Here is a 16205-nt window from a genome sequence, read left to right as displayed (position 1 = left end):
TCGTTCTGGCATAATACGTTCTTGACCCATGACCAGAGACATGCAGCATATAGCCATCTTTACCCATGTGATAGAACGGTTTTACGTGAACCGTACGTCCGGCATGTAGACGAAGATAACTGCCTAATGAACTATTAGCAAAACTGCCACCCCAAATGAAGTGGTATACGGTTATACTACGTGTAACATATGCTCGATGATATGAACTGGCATTTGCAGTTTGTGGTTGTGCAGTGGTAGCAGCGCCTAATGAAAGGGCAGCCACACCTATCATTACATAGTGTTTTAACTTCAATTGAAATATCTCCTTAGATTACAGCCGTTAGGGTTGTTTGCTTATTATTAATTAGTTAGTATTTTTAAAATTTAGTATTCGAATTTCCAATGTGATCCGTTATATTTATAGGTTTTTAAATCAGTATCAGTATCATTTTCATATGTCCATTCAGTACCAACATAAACATGAGTGCTTTTCTTGAGACGTGCATATTTGCTTGTGGGTTTAAAGCTTGACCAAATACCATCCTTTTCGCGATGTGCACTATATGGTCGAATATCATGTCCTTTGTTGTCAGAATAGTAAACTTTGCCGTTTACTTTTAGCATTAAGACATTGCTTTGTTCATTTTCATTAATCCATTTAGCAGAAACTTGTTTTCTTACATTTGAAAATGTCCCAACTGAATCATTCTGGTTTTCCGCATTATCGGCTGAACCATATAAATCTATACCAGTAGAATGTATATCTAAGTATGCAGGGCTCCAAGAATTATAAAAGAAGTTGATGTTGTCGGCTGTCCTAAAATTAACCTTTTTAGGCGACATTTCATGACTACTACCACGGGTAAAGTGCAAATAAGCTGTGTCATAGAGTACGGTTACTCGGTGAGCACTTTTATACGTCATAGAGACACCATCGTAAGAGTGGTGGGCTGGATTCAGATTATATTTGTTGTAGCCGGCGGGAGAATAATAAAGTGTATGCCAAGCACCATCGTAGAAGTTAGCATGATACTTATGACAGTTTAGATAGTAGCTTTCACCCCATTTGTTTGCATGCCAATCGTGACGCATTCTAGCTGGTACTGCGGCTGCTGAAGCTTGTGCCGGTTGTGATGTAATTGCTACTATACCTAATGAAAGGGAAGCAATACCTAATAATACATAATTTCGCAATTTCAATTGAAATATCTCCTAATATTTAATTCAGCTTTTATCATCATCAATGTCTGAACGGTGCTCATTAAAAATATTGTATGTTTCGAGGATGAGTTCTTTAAGCTTGTCTCGATCCCATAAGTCAACATCCATTGTAGCTGCAGCGTCAGTAGCATTGGGTGTGAAATAGTTATTAGTGATAACTATATTTTTGTCAGTTTTATAATACGATCCGCCAGAGTATGCTTCTTGGACAGCTGAATTGCCAACTGGCGTGGTATACAGCTTGCACTGGATGCCATAGTAGGTATTTCCATTATGTGCTAGTACATCTAGTCCATTGTCGCCGGAAGCAGAAGTGGTGGCTACATTTGTGTATCCAATTCGTTTTAGAAGATCGGCTACATATTTTTCAAAGCCTAAACCGGTCATACCGTCAATCTTTACTAGTTCATTATCAGCCGAATAGTCCAAAAAATTTTGAAATATTTCACTGGAGTAGAAGAAAATCACTTGTTGTTTTTCTTGGTTAACGTGTTCAATCTCTTGTAATGTCTTTGCATTGTCGGGGTCAGAAAGCTTTTTTTGAAGATCTGCAATTTTGTTATTAACTTCCTGCAGTTCTTTTTTTGATTTCGTAATTTTTTCTCGAATGAAATCAAGTTCTGAATTTTTGCCTGCAATGCGAGATTCTATTTGGTTTGCTTCTTGTTCTCGGACAACTTTTCTGTTCTCGATTCCTTTAACCGCTCTTTTAACGTCGCCTAACGCTATTTGTTCTTGCATAATTTTGTTGTTTTTAATTTCTTCAGTTTCACTATTGGCATTTTCTAACACTACTTGTTGGTGTTCAATATTATCTTTGAGAGAATCTAAGTTTGACTGCTTTTCGGCTAGATAAAAGTTTAAAGTATCTAAATTTGCCTGTTTCTTTTGTATATTTGAATTAAGTTCAGTCAGTCTATTGCTTGCTTCCACTTGCTGTTTGTGGAGCCACTTTGTGCTTTCATTCAACTGGGCTGCTTTAGACGTATAAAAAAGTGCAATAAACTTTGACCACACCGGAGGCATAATAAGTAGGCCAACTGCCCAGATTATTAATACGATGATAATAATAGTAACGGCAGTACCAAAATTTATACCAGGTTCAAACAATGCCATGGCGGAAATCAATCCAGCTAAAATAATTACAAACGATAAAAAATATCGGAAGATTTTTAGCGCTTTTGACATCATATCTTCCTTACTTAGTGAGATGCATTCTATCTGATTATGTCTTTATTTGATTGATTTGTAATAGAAACCCATACATAAAGGCAAAAAATCACTAGCCTAATGCCATTCCAGACAGCCTATATGCACAGATCAAGTCAGAATAATTGGCTGGTAAACAGTCATTTTCTTCTATATAAAGTTGAGCCGGCAGGGACACTGTAAACTCTCATTGGCTTCATTCTCTAAAACAGAGTGAGCGTGGTTGTTTAAATAATAATAGTCAATCAAGCCTTCCTACATAATCACATGTCCCAGCTCGTATACCATCGTGAATGGGTCGATAGTGTGATATCGATGAGTGACAATCTGCGTTGCAATCATCGCAACTGATCACAGTATTAAATCTCGATTTAACTCGGCTGTACTAATTTTTGAATATCTTTCACCTGAAATGACAAAGAAACTTCTTGAGTTTCAGACAAAATATAACCCCGAATTGTCAAGTCAAGTGCAACGTTAATGACCTATTCTCATAATTGGTCTAGTAGCGACTATAAATCAGGCATAAGTGAACTAGGTGTGCGATATCCTAGAATTCGTCTTGGACGGTTATTTAGTGCATCTTGAACAGCCTGAATCATAGTAATGTCATAATCATGCAGAGAGTGTCCCTTGGGAATGAACTCACGAATAAGTCCATTGTGGTTTTCATTGGTCCCCCGTTCCCATGGCGAGTAGGGATGAGCGAAGTAGATCTGTGTTCCTTGGACCTGAGCGAGCTCTGCGAACTCACTACCGTTGTCAAAAGTAATGGACTTAAAGTGTTCATCACCGTAATCAGCCAGAATCGTCTGAAGACTGTTACGACAAGTTACAGCATGATAATTCGGGATCTTATAGATAATCTGAAAACGGGTAGTTCGTTCTGTCAAAGTCATTAAGGCTGGTTGATCTTCGGTCCGCTTACCTTTAACCAGATCACCCTCCCAGTGACCAATTTCAGTTCTCGTTGCAACAACTGCCGGCCGTTCAGTAATTGAGGCTCCTAAGATGTGCTCATGCGTGCATGGGACTTACCATTGCCTTTAACACGTCGGCGTAATTTCATCGGCAGATCACTATTGCGTAAGGACAAGACCCCAGAATCAATATCACGGTATACTGTGGGAGTTGATGGACAATCTCGCTCTGGATAGGCTTGCCGATAGTAGTGAACGAACGTATCCACACTGTGTACGCGTGGTCGCCGGCGAAGCTCAACCTGTAGCTGGGTATAAAAGTCTGGGCAGGTCTGCCATTTGTGCTGCGAGCGACACCCCTGACGGTGTCGCTCATAAACTGCTTGCCCAGTGTCCGCTAAATAGACAGTGACCCGTTTGTGATTACCCTTAATCTGAGTGGTAGTACCACGTTTAATTTCACGGCTGATAGTAGCCTTATTACGGCCTAAACGTCGCGCAATTTCCGAAATTGATGGAAGTGGTTTCGTAGTGCCGTCACTCCGACGCTGTGGCGTCCGCCAGGCTTCAATCTTGCCTCTTTCTGTGGAAGACAGTTGTGTATAATGATGAGACATGATAGTCTGAGATTGGGTCATGATGGATTCCTCTTTCTTAGTGGTGTGGTTACTAATAAGAATAGGTCATCATGACCTTTTTGGTCTAGTTATTTATCGTTGCACTTAGAGTTTAAACTCGGGGACAAAATATAACCCATTTTTGGGTGTAACCATTTTGGAGCATATTTCGAATGACGGAAACGGCTCCAAAGATTGTGCGGAAGGGCAAGTTTCATCACAATCATTCCATCACTATACGGTTCTTCAGCGTGAAAGACTAAATCAAGTTGAGCGAAGCCGTGTGCTGGTACAGTTCCATAGTTGTTTCGTGGTAATTCTATTGCGATTGATTCACTGGATGGTTTCCCATCTTTGAATGGTATTAGGGCCTCTGCAGTTTTTCCAGCCAAATTATTTAAGTAAGTGAATTTGATTAACGTATAGTAATCAATTTCTCCTGAATCTGAAAGCATTCGTAAATCAAAATAGCTTATGTCATTTGCTGAAGGGTTAATTATCCACAAAGTTAAATGCTGGATACTAACTTCCTGATTAAGAATGGAACCACCATCATTTAAAAGAATTCCGGCTGCGGGTTTAGCGATTTTATCAGATTCTATCAATAATTTGGCATTACTATTTTTCCATGCTATAAAGCCTGCTATGGCTGTGATGATTGCTATCCATTGAGTTGAAACTTGATGCAAAATCCATTCAATTATCCCGTTCATGCTTTCACCTTGTTACAAGGCGAGAAGTTGAAGAAGTCATGAACAGAAATTCCAAGCACGCGATAAACGTTTCTAATAGTTGTGATAGTTGGCTACTTGCTACGCTCTTCAAACATTGCATTAACTGTTGATTGGCTCATATCAGCTAAAGTAGCGATTCGGTTAATTGGTAGTTTCCTTTTAGTAATTAATTCCATTAAGTGCTTAGAAATTAACTCTCCATCAGTTTTCATAATATTACTCCTAACGCTTGAACATACCTTTAATGTTTGAATTGCGCATATCCCTGAAATATAGTTTATGGGAATTATACCGTTTAACCTTATAACTCCATGAAATACCACCTGCTGGTGCATTATCGTATACACGGCCCTTTAAATAATAAACATGATGTCCAAGATAGCGATATTTTGTGTGCAGCATATATTGTGGATCGCCACCCATAGATGGTGCATAGTATAATGTTGATTTGCCAAATTTTACCTCTGCGGAAACACCAGCGGTTCTCCCACGCCATTTTGTATTGCGTAAACTCTTTGGAAAACCCTTGTGGTATGTTGCTGCATTGGCAGTTGTAGATATAGCGCCAACGCCAGTAATTAAGCCAGCTGACAATGCTAACGTGACTAAGATAGATTTTTTCATAATGTAATTCCCCCTACAAGCTTAAATATACTGCTAATCCGTTCATTAGTTAATGACAATTAGGACAATAGAATGTATGTCCATGCCGTGATGCATTTTACGATTGGCAAGATGCAATGACATGACAAAAGTTGACAGAAAAAAAGAAGGCGAAATGCCTTCTAAAAAATAATTGCTATTATGAGTTTGTCCAACTGTTCTTAGGATGCCAGCCATATCCCTTTGCGGAATTATGTAACCTGTTGATGTTCATCAAGTAATAGTCATTGTCTCGGTAATATTGAAGGACGTCTTGATCTTTCTTGTGTGGCATGAAAAGGCTGTATGCAGCATTATCCGTATCACGGAAGCTATTGTAAACAGTTATAGTACCGTGTGGTTTAACCGTAACGTGAGAATGAGGATGATCAACTCGCTTTGTATAGTTTCCATCGGGGTCAGGACTAAGACTAGACATATACATTTGGGTAAAGTAAAATTTGACGGAATTGTTTGTACGATTGGTGATTCGTGTATCATATACAGCAACGTCATTCCAGTCCGATGAATTGTTTGTGACACGCGATAATTGCTTATCGAGTTTAAATTTAAAATGAACGCCATCATAGTCAGAAGAACGAGCTATCGAACCATAATTTATTGTTTTAGCTTGAGCATCAGTAGTTGTAATTGAAGTAGCTGCTACACTGAATAGACCAATACTTAAAGCAAGTGTTACTAATACAGATTTTTTCATATTTTCCTCCTAGTAATAAATATATTACTCTAGTTAATTTGTTAGAAATAGTTGTAATAAGTCAAGCAAATAGATAAAGAGGCAAAATAAAAAGTCCACATCTCTATGGACTAATCAATTACCGTACCCATTTAGTTGTCTTATACATTGAATCATTATTGATGCCATGGTACATGGTGTGACCTTTAGTCCAATAGGGTGTTTGTTCTAATATCTTCATGCTATCTACAGTATATTTATTGCCCTGTTTAAGAACCCACTTAAAAGTAATATGTGTTATGTATTTGCCACCTTTGGGAGCCCAGTAAATATGATGTTTGGTAATTTTGGTTTTGTATTTGCCACAATGCCAAACATGTTGGAAAGTTTTAGGCATCCCATCTACCTTATGATCTTTAGCCTGTGCCGTTGGCGTAACAGACAGTACAGACGCAAAAGCTAATCCGATTAAAGCAAACTTTGTTCCAATTCTCATTTTCTTCATCTCCCGATTTATAAGTATACAGGAGTTCTAATATAACTAACAGATTTATTTGATAAACCAAGTATATTTAAAAATCAATCCAGCAAATAAAAAAGGCCATCCTAGGTTGGATGGCATGTGCTCCATAATAGTTAGACAGAAATTTAACTACTATGGGACACCTCATTTTTTGTTTGTATTGGCCGTTCTTTTGAGTACTTATTGATGTTGTATTTCGTTTCATAGTCACAAATTCTGGAACATTTATTTAGATTTAATGATTTACATAGTAATAATAGTGAGATTTAGAAACCTTGTGAAAATAACGGCCACGATAACTAAACTTATTCTTGGCGTAACGATTCAGCCTGTAAGTAACGTGTACCGTGTTTCCCATATAAACTGAAGCATGAATCGTATAATGATGACCGTTGTGATTGATCCTGCTGATGTGAAAAGAATCAGCATCCCCCTGTGGTATTGCGTCAGTTATTGTATGTTTGCGTAACCACATAGCCTGATTACTTGATGAAATGTAATAACCCCTCATTGAGCTAGGAATTGAATGATAGGTGCTGGCTCCAGCAGTTGATTGTGCAAAAGGGATGCCAGTTCCCAGCACTAGGCCAGCAGCGCCTAATAATACATATTTTCTTAATTTCAATTGAAATATCTCCAGTTTATTTATTTAAAATTATTAACGGTAATAGACGTCAGTGCTGCCGCCAACACCATAATGCAAATATATCTTGTTGTATCCATGCTTTAACCATAGTGGCTGTTCGTTTGAAAAATGAATACAATGATAGCCATGAGAAGACTTGGTAATGTATTTAACGTGTGATTTGACACCGCCAAGTTTCAGATAATGGGCCGACAGTGTCAGGTGCTGTGGTCCTGAATAATGACCTCTCCACGATCTAGAAATACTGTGTGTACTGGCTTCTGCGGTTTGTGGCTGTGCCAATGCGACATCGGTTGCACCTAATGAAAGAGCAGTCACACCTAACATGACAAGTTTCTTGAAATACATAAGATTCAATCTCCTAAAATGAATTCAGCTTTTACCGTCATCGGTTTCTGGACTAATCATATATTTTATTTAAACACTCCGAAACGTACTAATCGTCTAAACCCAGCCACGAATAAGGATAGTTTTCCACGGGCTTCCTGCTATTGTAAGACATGTATTTACCGTGAGCGGAAAGTTTAAAACCAATTTTATTTGGGGAGTATTTGTGAAAAAAGATGATACCATGTTGGCCACCATACGCAGCAGTCATATGAATTTTGTAAGTGTGGTTGCCGAGATATTGATTGTACCGGACGGGAAAGTACAAGGGATCATTGTAAGTGGTACTTAATGCAAAACCGTGTTTCGTGCCTTGGTATAAATGGGCTTGTTCGTAGGTCTTGCCCTGAACTGTTTGATAATCAATATGGTGTTTCCATTTTCCAACAAAGGCCTGGGGCAGTCCTTTATGTAACGTTGCAGCGTGCACAGTGATCGTTGAAGTAGCCAGTGTGCCTAATAGGCCAATACTTAAAGCGGTTGTTACTAATCCAGTTTTAGTCATGATTTCCTCCTCGATAAATATTCTACGCTGACTGAGTAGAAAAAGGACGTTAGTTAAGTAATTAACGTTAAGTTATTTTGGCCATTTACGTTGTTAGGCCAGTGAATCATTCCCAGAGTCACGCGATGTCCGGCTGGTTTTTTCGGTTTGTTTCGATTATAATGTAGGACGTTGTAAACTAAAATATTGTTTGATAATTTGAACTTCGAACACCACAAATGATGTCGAATAATTAAAGTCATTCAGTTTCATTAAGTGGCGGCTCAATAGAACCGGCACTTTGTTTGTTAGTTGTTAGGTTAGGAGGGAGTTTCGTGGGGTTATCTGATTCCGTGACGGTATTGCCAGGCGTTGGACCGAAACGGGTTGCGGCACTGGCAGATCTGGGTATTACGACAATCGAATCGTTACTGACTTACTATCCGTTTCGCTACGAAGATCTGCGGGTGAAGGCTTTAAACGAAATTGGTGACCAGGAGCAAGTGACCTTAAAGGGCATCGTGGCCGCACCGCCAACCTTAAGTCGCTTTGGCCGCAAAAAGAGCCGGTTGAATTTTCGGCTGCTGATTGGCCAAGACGTGGTTCCCGTAACTTTCTTCAATCAGCCATGGTTAAAAAAGAGTATCGAAGTTGAATCACCAATCATGGTCTACGGCCGTTTCGATGCGAACCGTAAACAGCTTAATGGTATGAAGATCCTTAGCAGCGGCAAAGCTGACCCCATGGCCTCCGTTTACCCGTCTAATCAGGGGATTCGCCAAAAGACCATTCAGCAATTAGTCGTTGCGGCCTGGGACAAATACCACACGGAGATTCACGATTTAGTTCCCATTGCGATTAAAACGCATTACCGGTTGCTGGACCGGGCGCAGATGATTCACGATATGCATTTTCCAAAGGATCTTAAGGCGGCTAAGGCGGCCCGGCGATCAGCAAAATTCGAAGAGTTCTTTCGCTTTCAGATGCAGCTGCAATTGCTGAAACGGCGGGATGAAACCCAGGCCGGAATTGCCATTGACTATGACAACCAGCGACTGAAGCGCTTCGTTCAAGCGTTGCCTTATGAACTAACGGCGGCCCAAAAACGGGTGGTCAATGAAATCTGTGCCGACTTAAAACGGCCAATTCACATGAACCGGCTCTTACAGGGTGACGTTGGCAGTGGTAAAACGGTGGTAGCGGCAATTTGTATGTACGCGGCCATTACTGGCGGCTACCAGGCGGCCTTGATGGCGCCAACTGAAATCTTGGCAGAGCAACATGCCAATAACTTGCAGGCACTCTTTGAAGGGTTGCCGGTGAATATCGTGTTACTGACTGGGTCCACTAAGCCAGCCGTTCGCAAAGAAATTTTGCCCCGGTTAGCGTCTGGTGAGATCAACCTGATCATTGGTACGCACGCCTTGATTCAAGAGGGCGTTGACTATCACCGCTTGGGCTTAGTGGTCATTGACGAGCAGCACCGGTTTGGCGTGGCCCAGCGACAAGCGTTACGGCAAAAGGGGGCTAACCCCGATGTCCTAGCGATGACCGCGACGCCAATTCCTAGAACGTTGGCGATCACCAGCTACGGTGAAATGGATATTTCAGTGATCGATGAACTGCCAGCTGGCAGAAAGCCGATCACGACCCACTGGATCAAGAATGCTCAGATTGATTCCGCCATTCAGTTTGTTTTGCGGGAGTTAGCCGCTGGACATCAAGCCTACGTGGTCACCCCGTTGATTGAAGAATCCGAAGCGGTGGACATGAAGAACGCCCAAGCAATTTACGAACGGTTCTCCGCCTACTTCGCACCACAGCATTATCAGGTCGGTTTACTGCACGGCCGGATGAAAAACGATGAAAAAGAAGCGGTCATGCAGGCGTTCAAGGAAAACCAATACCAAGTACTCGTTGCCACGACGGTAATCGAAGTTGGGGTGGACGTGAAAAACGCCACTGTGATGATGATCTATGACGCCGACCACTTCGGGCTGGCACAGCTACATCAGCTTCGCGGTCGAGTCGGCCGGTCTGATCAGCAGTCTTACTGTATTTTGATTGCTGACCCCAAGAATAAAAACGGTGTCGACCGGATGCGGGTCATGACTGAAACCAACGATGGGTTTGTGGTGTCGCAAAAAGACTTGGAGTTACGAGGGTCCGGTGATGTGTTAGGCAAGAAACAATCTGGTCTGCCCGATTTTAAGGTTGGGGACCCGATTGCTGATCTGACCATGCTGAGCGTGGCCCAGGATGAAGCTAAAAAATTGACCAGTACCCCTGGCTGGCAGGATCAACCAGACAATGCCAATTTAGTCAGTTATCTCAAACAAGCTGAAGAACACGCTTATATGTTTGATTAAGAGAGGATGAATAACATTGAAAATTGCTGTTGATGCAATGGGCGGCGATTACGCCCCTAAAGAAGTTGTTGCGGGGATCGAACTTGCCCGTGACCGCTATCCAGAAATCGAGTTTGATCTATACGGCCAAACTGATAAAGTCAAACCGTTTTTGAACAACGCGGATCATATCAATCTCGTTCAAGCGGATGAAGTGATTGCGATGGAAGACGAGCCCGTTCGTGCCATTCGGCGCAAAAAGCAGTCCAGCATTGTACTGGGTGCTCAGGCCGTTCGTGATGGCAAGGATGACGCCTTCTTTTCAGCAGGAAATACCGGGGCTTTGTTAGCAGCCGGTCTGCTGATCATTGGCCGAATTAAGGGCATTGATCGTCCCGGTCTAACCACGACGCTGCCCGTACTGAATAAGCCGGATCAGGATCAGTTCTTGATGCTGGACGTGGGCGCTAATGCCGATTCCAAACCGTTTAATTTGTACCAGTACGCCATTTTAGGCAAGTATTATGCGCAGACCGTCATGGGCGTTAAGAACCCCCGAATCGGTCTGCTCAATAACGGAACTGAAGCGGATAAGGGCGATATGGTCCACAAGGCTGTTCATGAAGTCTTAGCGACTGCTAAAGACCTTAACTTTATCGGTAACGTGGAGTCACGTGAACTCTTAAACGGGGTGGCTGACGTGGTGGTCACGGATGGCTTTACTGGCAACGCCGTACTTAAGAACACCGAAGGCACCGCGCTGTCCATGCTAAAACTGATCAAGAGCAGCATTATGGCTGGCGGGATCTCCGGTAAGCTAGGAGCAGCCATGCTGAAACCGGTCTTTAAAGACATTCAATCTAAAATGGATTATTCAAAGTATGGTGGCGCCGTTTTGCTGGGTGTGAAAGCACCGGTCATTAAAACCCATGGCTCAGCCAAAGCTGAAACCATTGCCAACACGATCGGCCAGATTCAAACCATGCTTAAAAACCACTCCGTTGATAACGTGGTCGATTACTTTGATGCCCACAGTGAAGAAATGGCGCAGGCCAAGGCTGACATGCAGAAGTAGGTAGGTAGTTCTACCGTTTCTGAATGGTTTGTGCTAAACTGATTGTTGAACTAAATAGGGTGAGGTAAATTATGTCTAAAGATGAAATTTTTAATAAAATAGCCGACATCATTGCGGACCGGTTTGAAGTTGACCGTGACAAGATCACGTTAGACTTAAACTTTAAGACCGACCTTGATGCGGATTCCATTGATTTTGTGGAATTTATTTTGGAACTGGAAGATACCTTTGGTGCGGAAATTTCGGACGATGCGGCCGAAAACCTGAACACTGTGGGTGAAGCTGTTGATTACATTGCGTCTAACAGTGCGAAGAAATAGCAGTATCGATTAATAAACGGAAAGGTTGCGGTGAAACGATTTGTTTTGTCACAGCCTTTTTCCTTGTATCAAATTAAATTAAAAAGGAGCGTTACGAATCTTGATTAAGGGATTAGATGAGTTACTTAAAACTAATTTTAATATTGTAATAAAAAATAAGAGTTTGCTGGATGAGGCGTTTACGCAGGCGTCTTACGTCAACGAGCATCCCAATGAAAACTTAAAGTTTTACGAACGGATCGAATTTTTAGGTGATGCCGTTATGCAGTTAGTTGTTTCAGACTATATTTATAAACGGTACACCAAAATGCCTCAGGGCCGGTTGACGCGGCTGCGAGCAGCCATGGTTAACGAAGACAGTTTTGCCAGTTTCGCTCGGGAATGCCACTTTGACCAGTACATTCGGTTAGGCAAGGGTGAAGAGAAGGCGCACGCTCGGGAACGGGATTCATTACTTTGCGATATTTTTGAATCCTTTATTGGCGCTTTATACCTTGATCAAGGAGTGGAACCAGTCCGTAAATTTTCTGACCAGGTTATTTTTCCAAAACTTGATGAGGGTCGGTTTGATGAATTCTTTGACCACAAGACGGAACTGCAGGAAGTTGCGCAAAAGAACGGTCCTGCGGTAATCGATTACGAATTACTGTCTGAAAATGGACCGGATAATGACCGGGCCTTTAAAGTGGCCGTCAAAATTGACGGTAAAGAACTGGGTGTCGGCGTTGGCCACTCCAAGAAGAACGCGGAACAGGGTGCTGCCAAGCAGGCGTTGTTTAAGCTTGAACCAGATCACGAAGCCTAATATTGAAGTTAGTGGGGAGCAACTCTTATGAAACTAAAATCGCTAGAAATTAGTGGTTTCAAGTCGTTTGCGGACGATACCAAAATCGAGTTTGAGGATGGCGTTACTGGCATCGTGGGCCCCAATGGGAGTGGCAAATCTAATATCAGTGAAGCGATTCGCTGGGTGCTGGGCGAACAATCCGCCAAGAACCTGCGTGGCAGTCGGATGCCAGATGTTATTTTTAACGGGTCTGCTAAACGCAAACCGTTGAATCGGGCCCGCGTCACCATGGTTTTGGATAATTCTGATCAGTATTTAAAGTCAGAATACAGTGAGATCAACGTTACTCGAAAACTGTTTCGAAATGGCGACAGCAGTTACCAGCTCAACGGTCAGGACTGCCGGTTAAAAGATATTTTGAACCTGTTTATGGACTCAGGGATTGGTGATAATGCTTTTTCGATGATCTCGCAAGGTCGCGTGGAAGCGATTTTTAACAGTAAACCCAAAGAACGGCGGTTTATCGTTGAAGAACTGATCGGCGTCTCTAAGTACCGGTTGGGTAAGGAAAAAGCCAAGCGTGAACTGGACCAAACGGCAGGGTACATTGACCGGGTCGACGATCTCATGACTGAGCTGGGGGGCCAAATTGAACCCTTAGCGCAGCAAGCCAGTTTAGCTAAGGAATACGTGGCGCAAAAAAAGCAGTTTGATGAATTAGACCAGACGCGGCTTGTCCTCGAAAGTGATGACTTACAGACGCAGTTGAAGAATCAGCGCGCTGAACTGAAGGAAAAGCAGTCACGGGTAACGGCCACTAAAAAACAGCTGGCCGACAACTCAGCACAGTTAGAACAGGCGCGACAGGCCACACAGTCACTCACCAAGCAAAAGGACGACACTAACCAGCAGTTACTGGATATTACGTCGCGCAGACAGCAAATGGCTGGCGCACAGGCGGTGGATTCAGAACGCCAAAAACATCAGCAGCAAACCTTAAGTGAGTTAAGCACACGGGTTAACGCTGCCCAAACGAACCTGAAACAGACTCAAGCTAAACTAACGGCAACTGAGATGCAGTTGCAGACGTTAAAACAAGCTTTGAAAACTGATCGTCACAATGCTAGTCAGTTGAAAACTCAGCTGGCGGCCTTGGATGAGCAAAAGCTGGCGGATGAAGCTGACCAGCTGCAAAATGACTACATTGATCAGCTGCAAACGCTGACGACGCTGCATAATCAAAAGCAATTTTTAGAAAAGAATCAGCAGCGGGCAACTTCTGCCAGTCAGCAGGCCAATCAGCGGCTGCGTGAATTGCAGACTGAACGGGCCCAGCAGGAGGCCAAATTAAACACGGCTAAGCAGCAATTGCGGACGCAACAGCAACAATTTGACGAGCTGCAAGCCAGTTGTCAGCAGCTCAAAGAACAGCACCAAAAACGCCAGCAGCAAATTGACCAGTTAAACGAGCAATGGCTATCTGCTCTGGAAGTCAGCCAGCAAGCTAAGGCCCGCTTGAAAAGCCTGCAGGAATTAGCGCAAAATTATACCGGCTTTTATCAAGGGACTAAAGCGGTGTTAAAAGCAGCTGATCAGCTGACCGGCATCATCGGTCCCGTAGCAGAGATCTTAAATGTGCCAGCAAAGTACACCAAGGCGGTTGAAGCGGCCATTGGTGCCCAACAGCAGCACGTGGTGGTGAGCGATGAAACGGCTGGTAAGGCGGCGATTAGGTATTTAACCAAGCACCAGCTCGGCCGCAGCACCTTTTTACCACTGAATAAACTGAAAATAACTTACGTGGCTGAAAATGTGTTAGCTAAATGTCAGCAGGCGCCCGGTTTCTTAGGCGTGGCTGCGGATCTAGTGCAGGTCAGCGAGACGCGGTTAAAACCGGTCGCTGACCATTTGCTGGGAAACGTAATTTTTGCGGCTGATTTAGACCATGCCGTGACCTTAGCCAACCTGATTCATCACCGTTACCGCATTATTACGCTGGCTGGGGAAGTCATCTCGACGAGCGGGGCTATGTCTGGCGGTAAGGATAAGCGCGAGCACCACGGTATTTTGAGTCAGAGGCAAGAACTAACTAAGCTGCAGGCCAACATCGCACAGATGACCAGTCAACTGGCAGCTAAACAGACCGAATTAAAGCAGTTGAAGACTGTTCAGGCGAAAGCTGATCCCAGTGATTATCAAGACCAGCTCAATGTGTTAAACGAGACGCGTCAGCAAGCCGAAAATCAGGTTAAATTACTGTCGGATCGCGTGGCTTCAATTAAAAAGCAGATTGCGACTCACCAAGCGCAGTGGGGCCTTGACCAGGATGGTGAAGACTTTGCGGGTCAGTTAAAACATAACCAGCAAGACACAGCGACTGCTGAACAAAAACTGGCAGCGTTAAAAGCCCAAATGACGACGCTTAAACAGCAGCAGGATCAGCGCAGTGACTCAGTTCAGAAATTGAGTGCGCAGTATCAAGATCAGCGAGCAGTCGTGACCACCAAGTCGGTGCAAGTCAAACAACTGGGTAAAGAGACTACGGAACAAGCCCAGCGTGTTAAGACGCTGGAAGATGAGATTGAGACGTTGCAGAAGCGTATCGACACGCTGAATACGGCCCAGTCTCAGACTGGCGAGTCGACTCAGACGCACGAAGCCACTTTGAAGCAGCTGACTGATAAAGAGCAACACCTGCAGGCCACCTTAAAACAGCTGAATCTGGATCTGGGTACTGCTAATGACCAGCAAGCTACTTTGGAACGGTCCAATCAACTGGCTACGGCCACGCTGAATAACGAACAGTTAGCAGTCCAGAAATTAGACGTGGCCTGTTCACAGCTCAGTTCGCAAGTCGATCAGCACCAAACAACGCTGGCCGAAACTTACCACGTGAGTCTGGCCTTTGCCAGACAGCATCAGGTGGCGTTACCATTAGCTAAGATTCAAGAAAAATTGAAGTTACTTAAGCGTGGCTTGGCTGATTTAGGTGACGTGAACGTTGCCAGCATTGACCAGTATGACCAAGTCAAGACTCGTTATGATTTTTTGACCCAGCAAAAAGAAGATCTCAGCGCTTCAAAAGATAATTTGTTAGAAACGATGACTGAAATGGATCAGCAGGTGATTGAACGCTTTGATACGACGTTTAAAGCCTTAAACCAGAAGTTTCAGGAAACCTTTGTTAAAATGTTTGGTGGCGGTGAAGCCAAGTTAGTGTTGACCGAACCCAAGAATTTACTGACGACCGGCATTGAAATCATGGCTGAACCGCCTGGCAAACGCCTGCAAAATATGCGCTTGCTCTCCGGCGGTGAACGGGCATTGACGGCCATTACGCTTTTGTTTGCGGTCCTGCAAGTTCAGCCAGCACCATTTTGTGTACTGGATGAGGCAGAAGCGGCTTTGGATCCGGCTAACACTGCCAGATTTGCAAGCTTCTTGAACAATTTTAACGATGATACGCAATTCATTGTGATCACCCACCGGAAGGAAACCATGGTTCAAGCTGATCGTCTATACGGCATTACGATGCAGGAATCCGGCGTGTCCAAGCTGGTTTCCGTAGATTTAGATCAAGTACCAGCCTCAAAATAATGGGATAAAGGATGTG

The 16205-nt window shown here is 43.3% G+C and carries 15 protein-coding genes and 1 pseudogene; 5 read left to right on the top strand and 11 right to left on the bottom strand.

What is annotated here, in order from left to right; genetic code table 11:
* Positions 1-366 precede the first annotated feature (366 nt).
* The 11 genes and pseudogenes from CES79_RS05715 to CES79_RS05670 form a co-directional block, all read right to left on the bottom strand.
* Positions 367-1182, bottom strand: coding sequence for a hypothetical protein (locus CES79_RS05715; protein ID WP_054656349.1), 816 nt, complete (start codon positions 1180-1182; stop codon positions 367-369).
* A 24-nt stretch (positions 1183-1206) separates the two neighbouring features.
* The gene (locus tag CES79_RS05710) at positions 1207-2391 is read right to left on the bottom strand and encodes a restriction endonuclease (protein WP_159459465.1); all 1185 of its coding nucleotides are present in this window, start codon (positions 2389-2391) and stop codon (positions 1207-1209) included.
* 533 nt (positions 2392-2924) lie between these two features.
* A pseudogene (locus tag CES79_RS05705) lies at positions 2925-3970 on the bottom strand (IS30 family transposase).
* Between the two features lie 68 nt (positions 3971-4038).
* Positions 4039-4662, bottom strand: coding sequence for a hypothetical protein (locus tag CES79_RS05700; RefSeq protein ID WP_089136581.1), 624 nt, complete (start codon positions 4660-4662; stop codon positions 4039-4041).
* Between the two features lie 92 nt (positions 4663-4754).
* On the bottom strand, positions 4755-4895 hold the full coding sequence (locus tag CES79_RS13070) for a hypothetical protein (protein WP_225362326.1): 141 nt from the start codon (positions 4893-4895) through the stop codon (positions 4755-4757).
* A 10-nt stretch (positions 4896-4905) separates the two neighbouring features.
* Positions 4906-5307: a hypothetical protein gene (locus CES79_RS05690; RefSeq protein ID WP_089136580.1), complete on the bottom strand. Its 402-nt coding sequence runs from the start codon at positions 5305-5307 to the stop codon at positions 4906-4908.
* 178 nt (positions 5308-5485) lie between these two features.
* Entirely contained in the window at positions 5486-6043 is a 558-nt protein-coding gene (locus CES79_RS05685) for a hypothetical protein (RefSeq protein WP_089136579.1), read from the bottom strand.
* Positions 6044-6161: 118 nt separating this feature from the next.
* Positions 6162-6518, bottom strand: coding sequence for a hypothetical protein (locus CES79_RS05680; RefSeq protein WP_054656354.1), 357 nt, complete (start codon positions 6516-6518; stop codon positions 6162-6164).
* A gap of 262 nt (positions 6519-6780) precedes the next feature.
* A complete protein-coding gene (locus tag CES79_RS12695) occupies positions 6781-7170 on the bottom strand; it encodes a hypothetical protein (protein WP_133286337.1) in 390 nt (129 codons plus the stop codon).
* Between the two features lie 33 nt (positions 7171-7203).
* Positions 7204-7539 (bottom strand): hypothetical protein, encoded by a 336-nt coding sequence (locus CES79_RS05675; protein ID WP_054656355.1) that lies wholly within the window; start codon positions 7537-7539, stop codon positions 7204-7206.
* Between the two features lie 88 nt (positions 7540-7627).
* Positions 7628-8083, bottom strand: a complete 456-nt coding sequence (locus tag CES79_RS05670; protein WP_089136578.1) for a hypothetical protein — start codon at positions 8081-8083, stop codon at positions 7628-7630.
* 314 nt (positions 8084-8397) lie between these two features.
* On the opposite strand from CES79_RS05670, the gene recG reads away from it, so the two are divergent.
* From recG to smc, 5 genes are all read left to right on the top strand, one after another.
* Complete coding sequence (recG, locus tag CES79_RS05665; RefSeq protein WP_089136577.1) at positions 8398-10431, top strand: ATP-dependent DNA helicase RecG; 2034 nt, start codon at positions 8398-8400, stop codon at positions 10429-10431.
* A gap of 16 nt (positions 10432-10447) precedes the next feature.
* Positions 10448-11485: a phosphate acyltransferase PlsX gene (gene plsX, locus CES79_RS05660; RefSeq protein ID WP_054656357.1), complete on the top strand. Its 1038-nt coding sequence runs from the start codon at positions 10448-10450 to the stop codon at positions 11483-11485.
* A 71-nt stretch (positions 11486-11556) separates the two neighbouring features.
* Entirely contained in the window at positions 11557-11805 is a 249-nt protein-coding gene (gene acpP / locus CES79_RS05655) for an acyl carrier protein (RefSeq protein ID WP_054656358.1), read from the top strand.
* A 100-nt stretch (positions 11806-11905) separates the two neighbouring features.
* Positions 11906-12610, top strand: a complete 705-nt coding sequence (gene rnc / locus CES79_RS05650; protein WP_054656359.1) for a ribonuclease III — start codon at positions 11906-11908, stop codon at positions 12608-12610.
* A 27-nt stretch (positions 12611-12637) separates the two neighbouring features.
* On the top strand, positions 12638-16189 hold the full coding sequence (gene smc, locus CES79_RS05645; protein WP_089136576.1) for a chromosome segregation protein SMC: 3552 nt from the start codon (positions 12638-12640) through the stop codon (positions 16187-16189).
* Positions 16190-16205: the final 16 nt, after the last annotated feature.

This window comes from Secundilactobacillus silagei JCM 19001, assembly GCF_002217945.1.
GTDB classification, from domain to species: domain Bacteria; phylum Bacillota; class Bacilli; order Lactobacillales; family Lactobacillaceae; genus Secundilactobacillus; species Secundilactobacillus silagei.
This window is presented reverse-complemented; position numbering and strand designations above follow the sequence as displayed.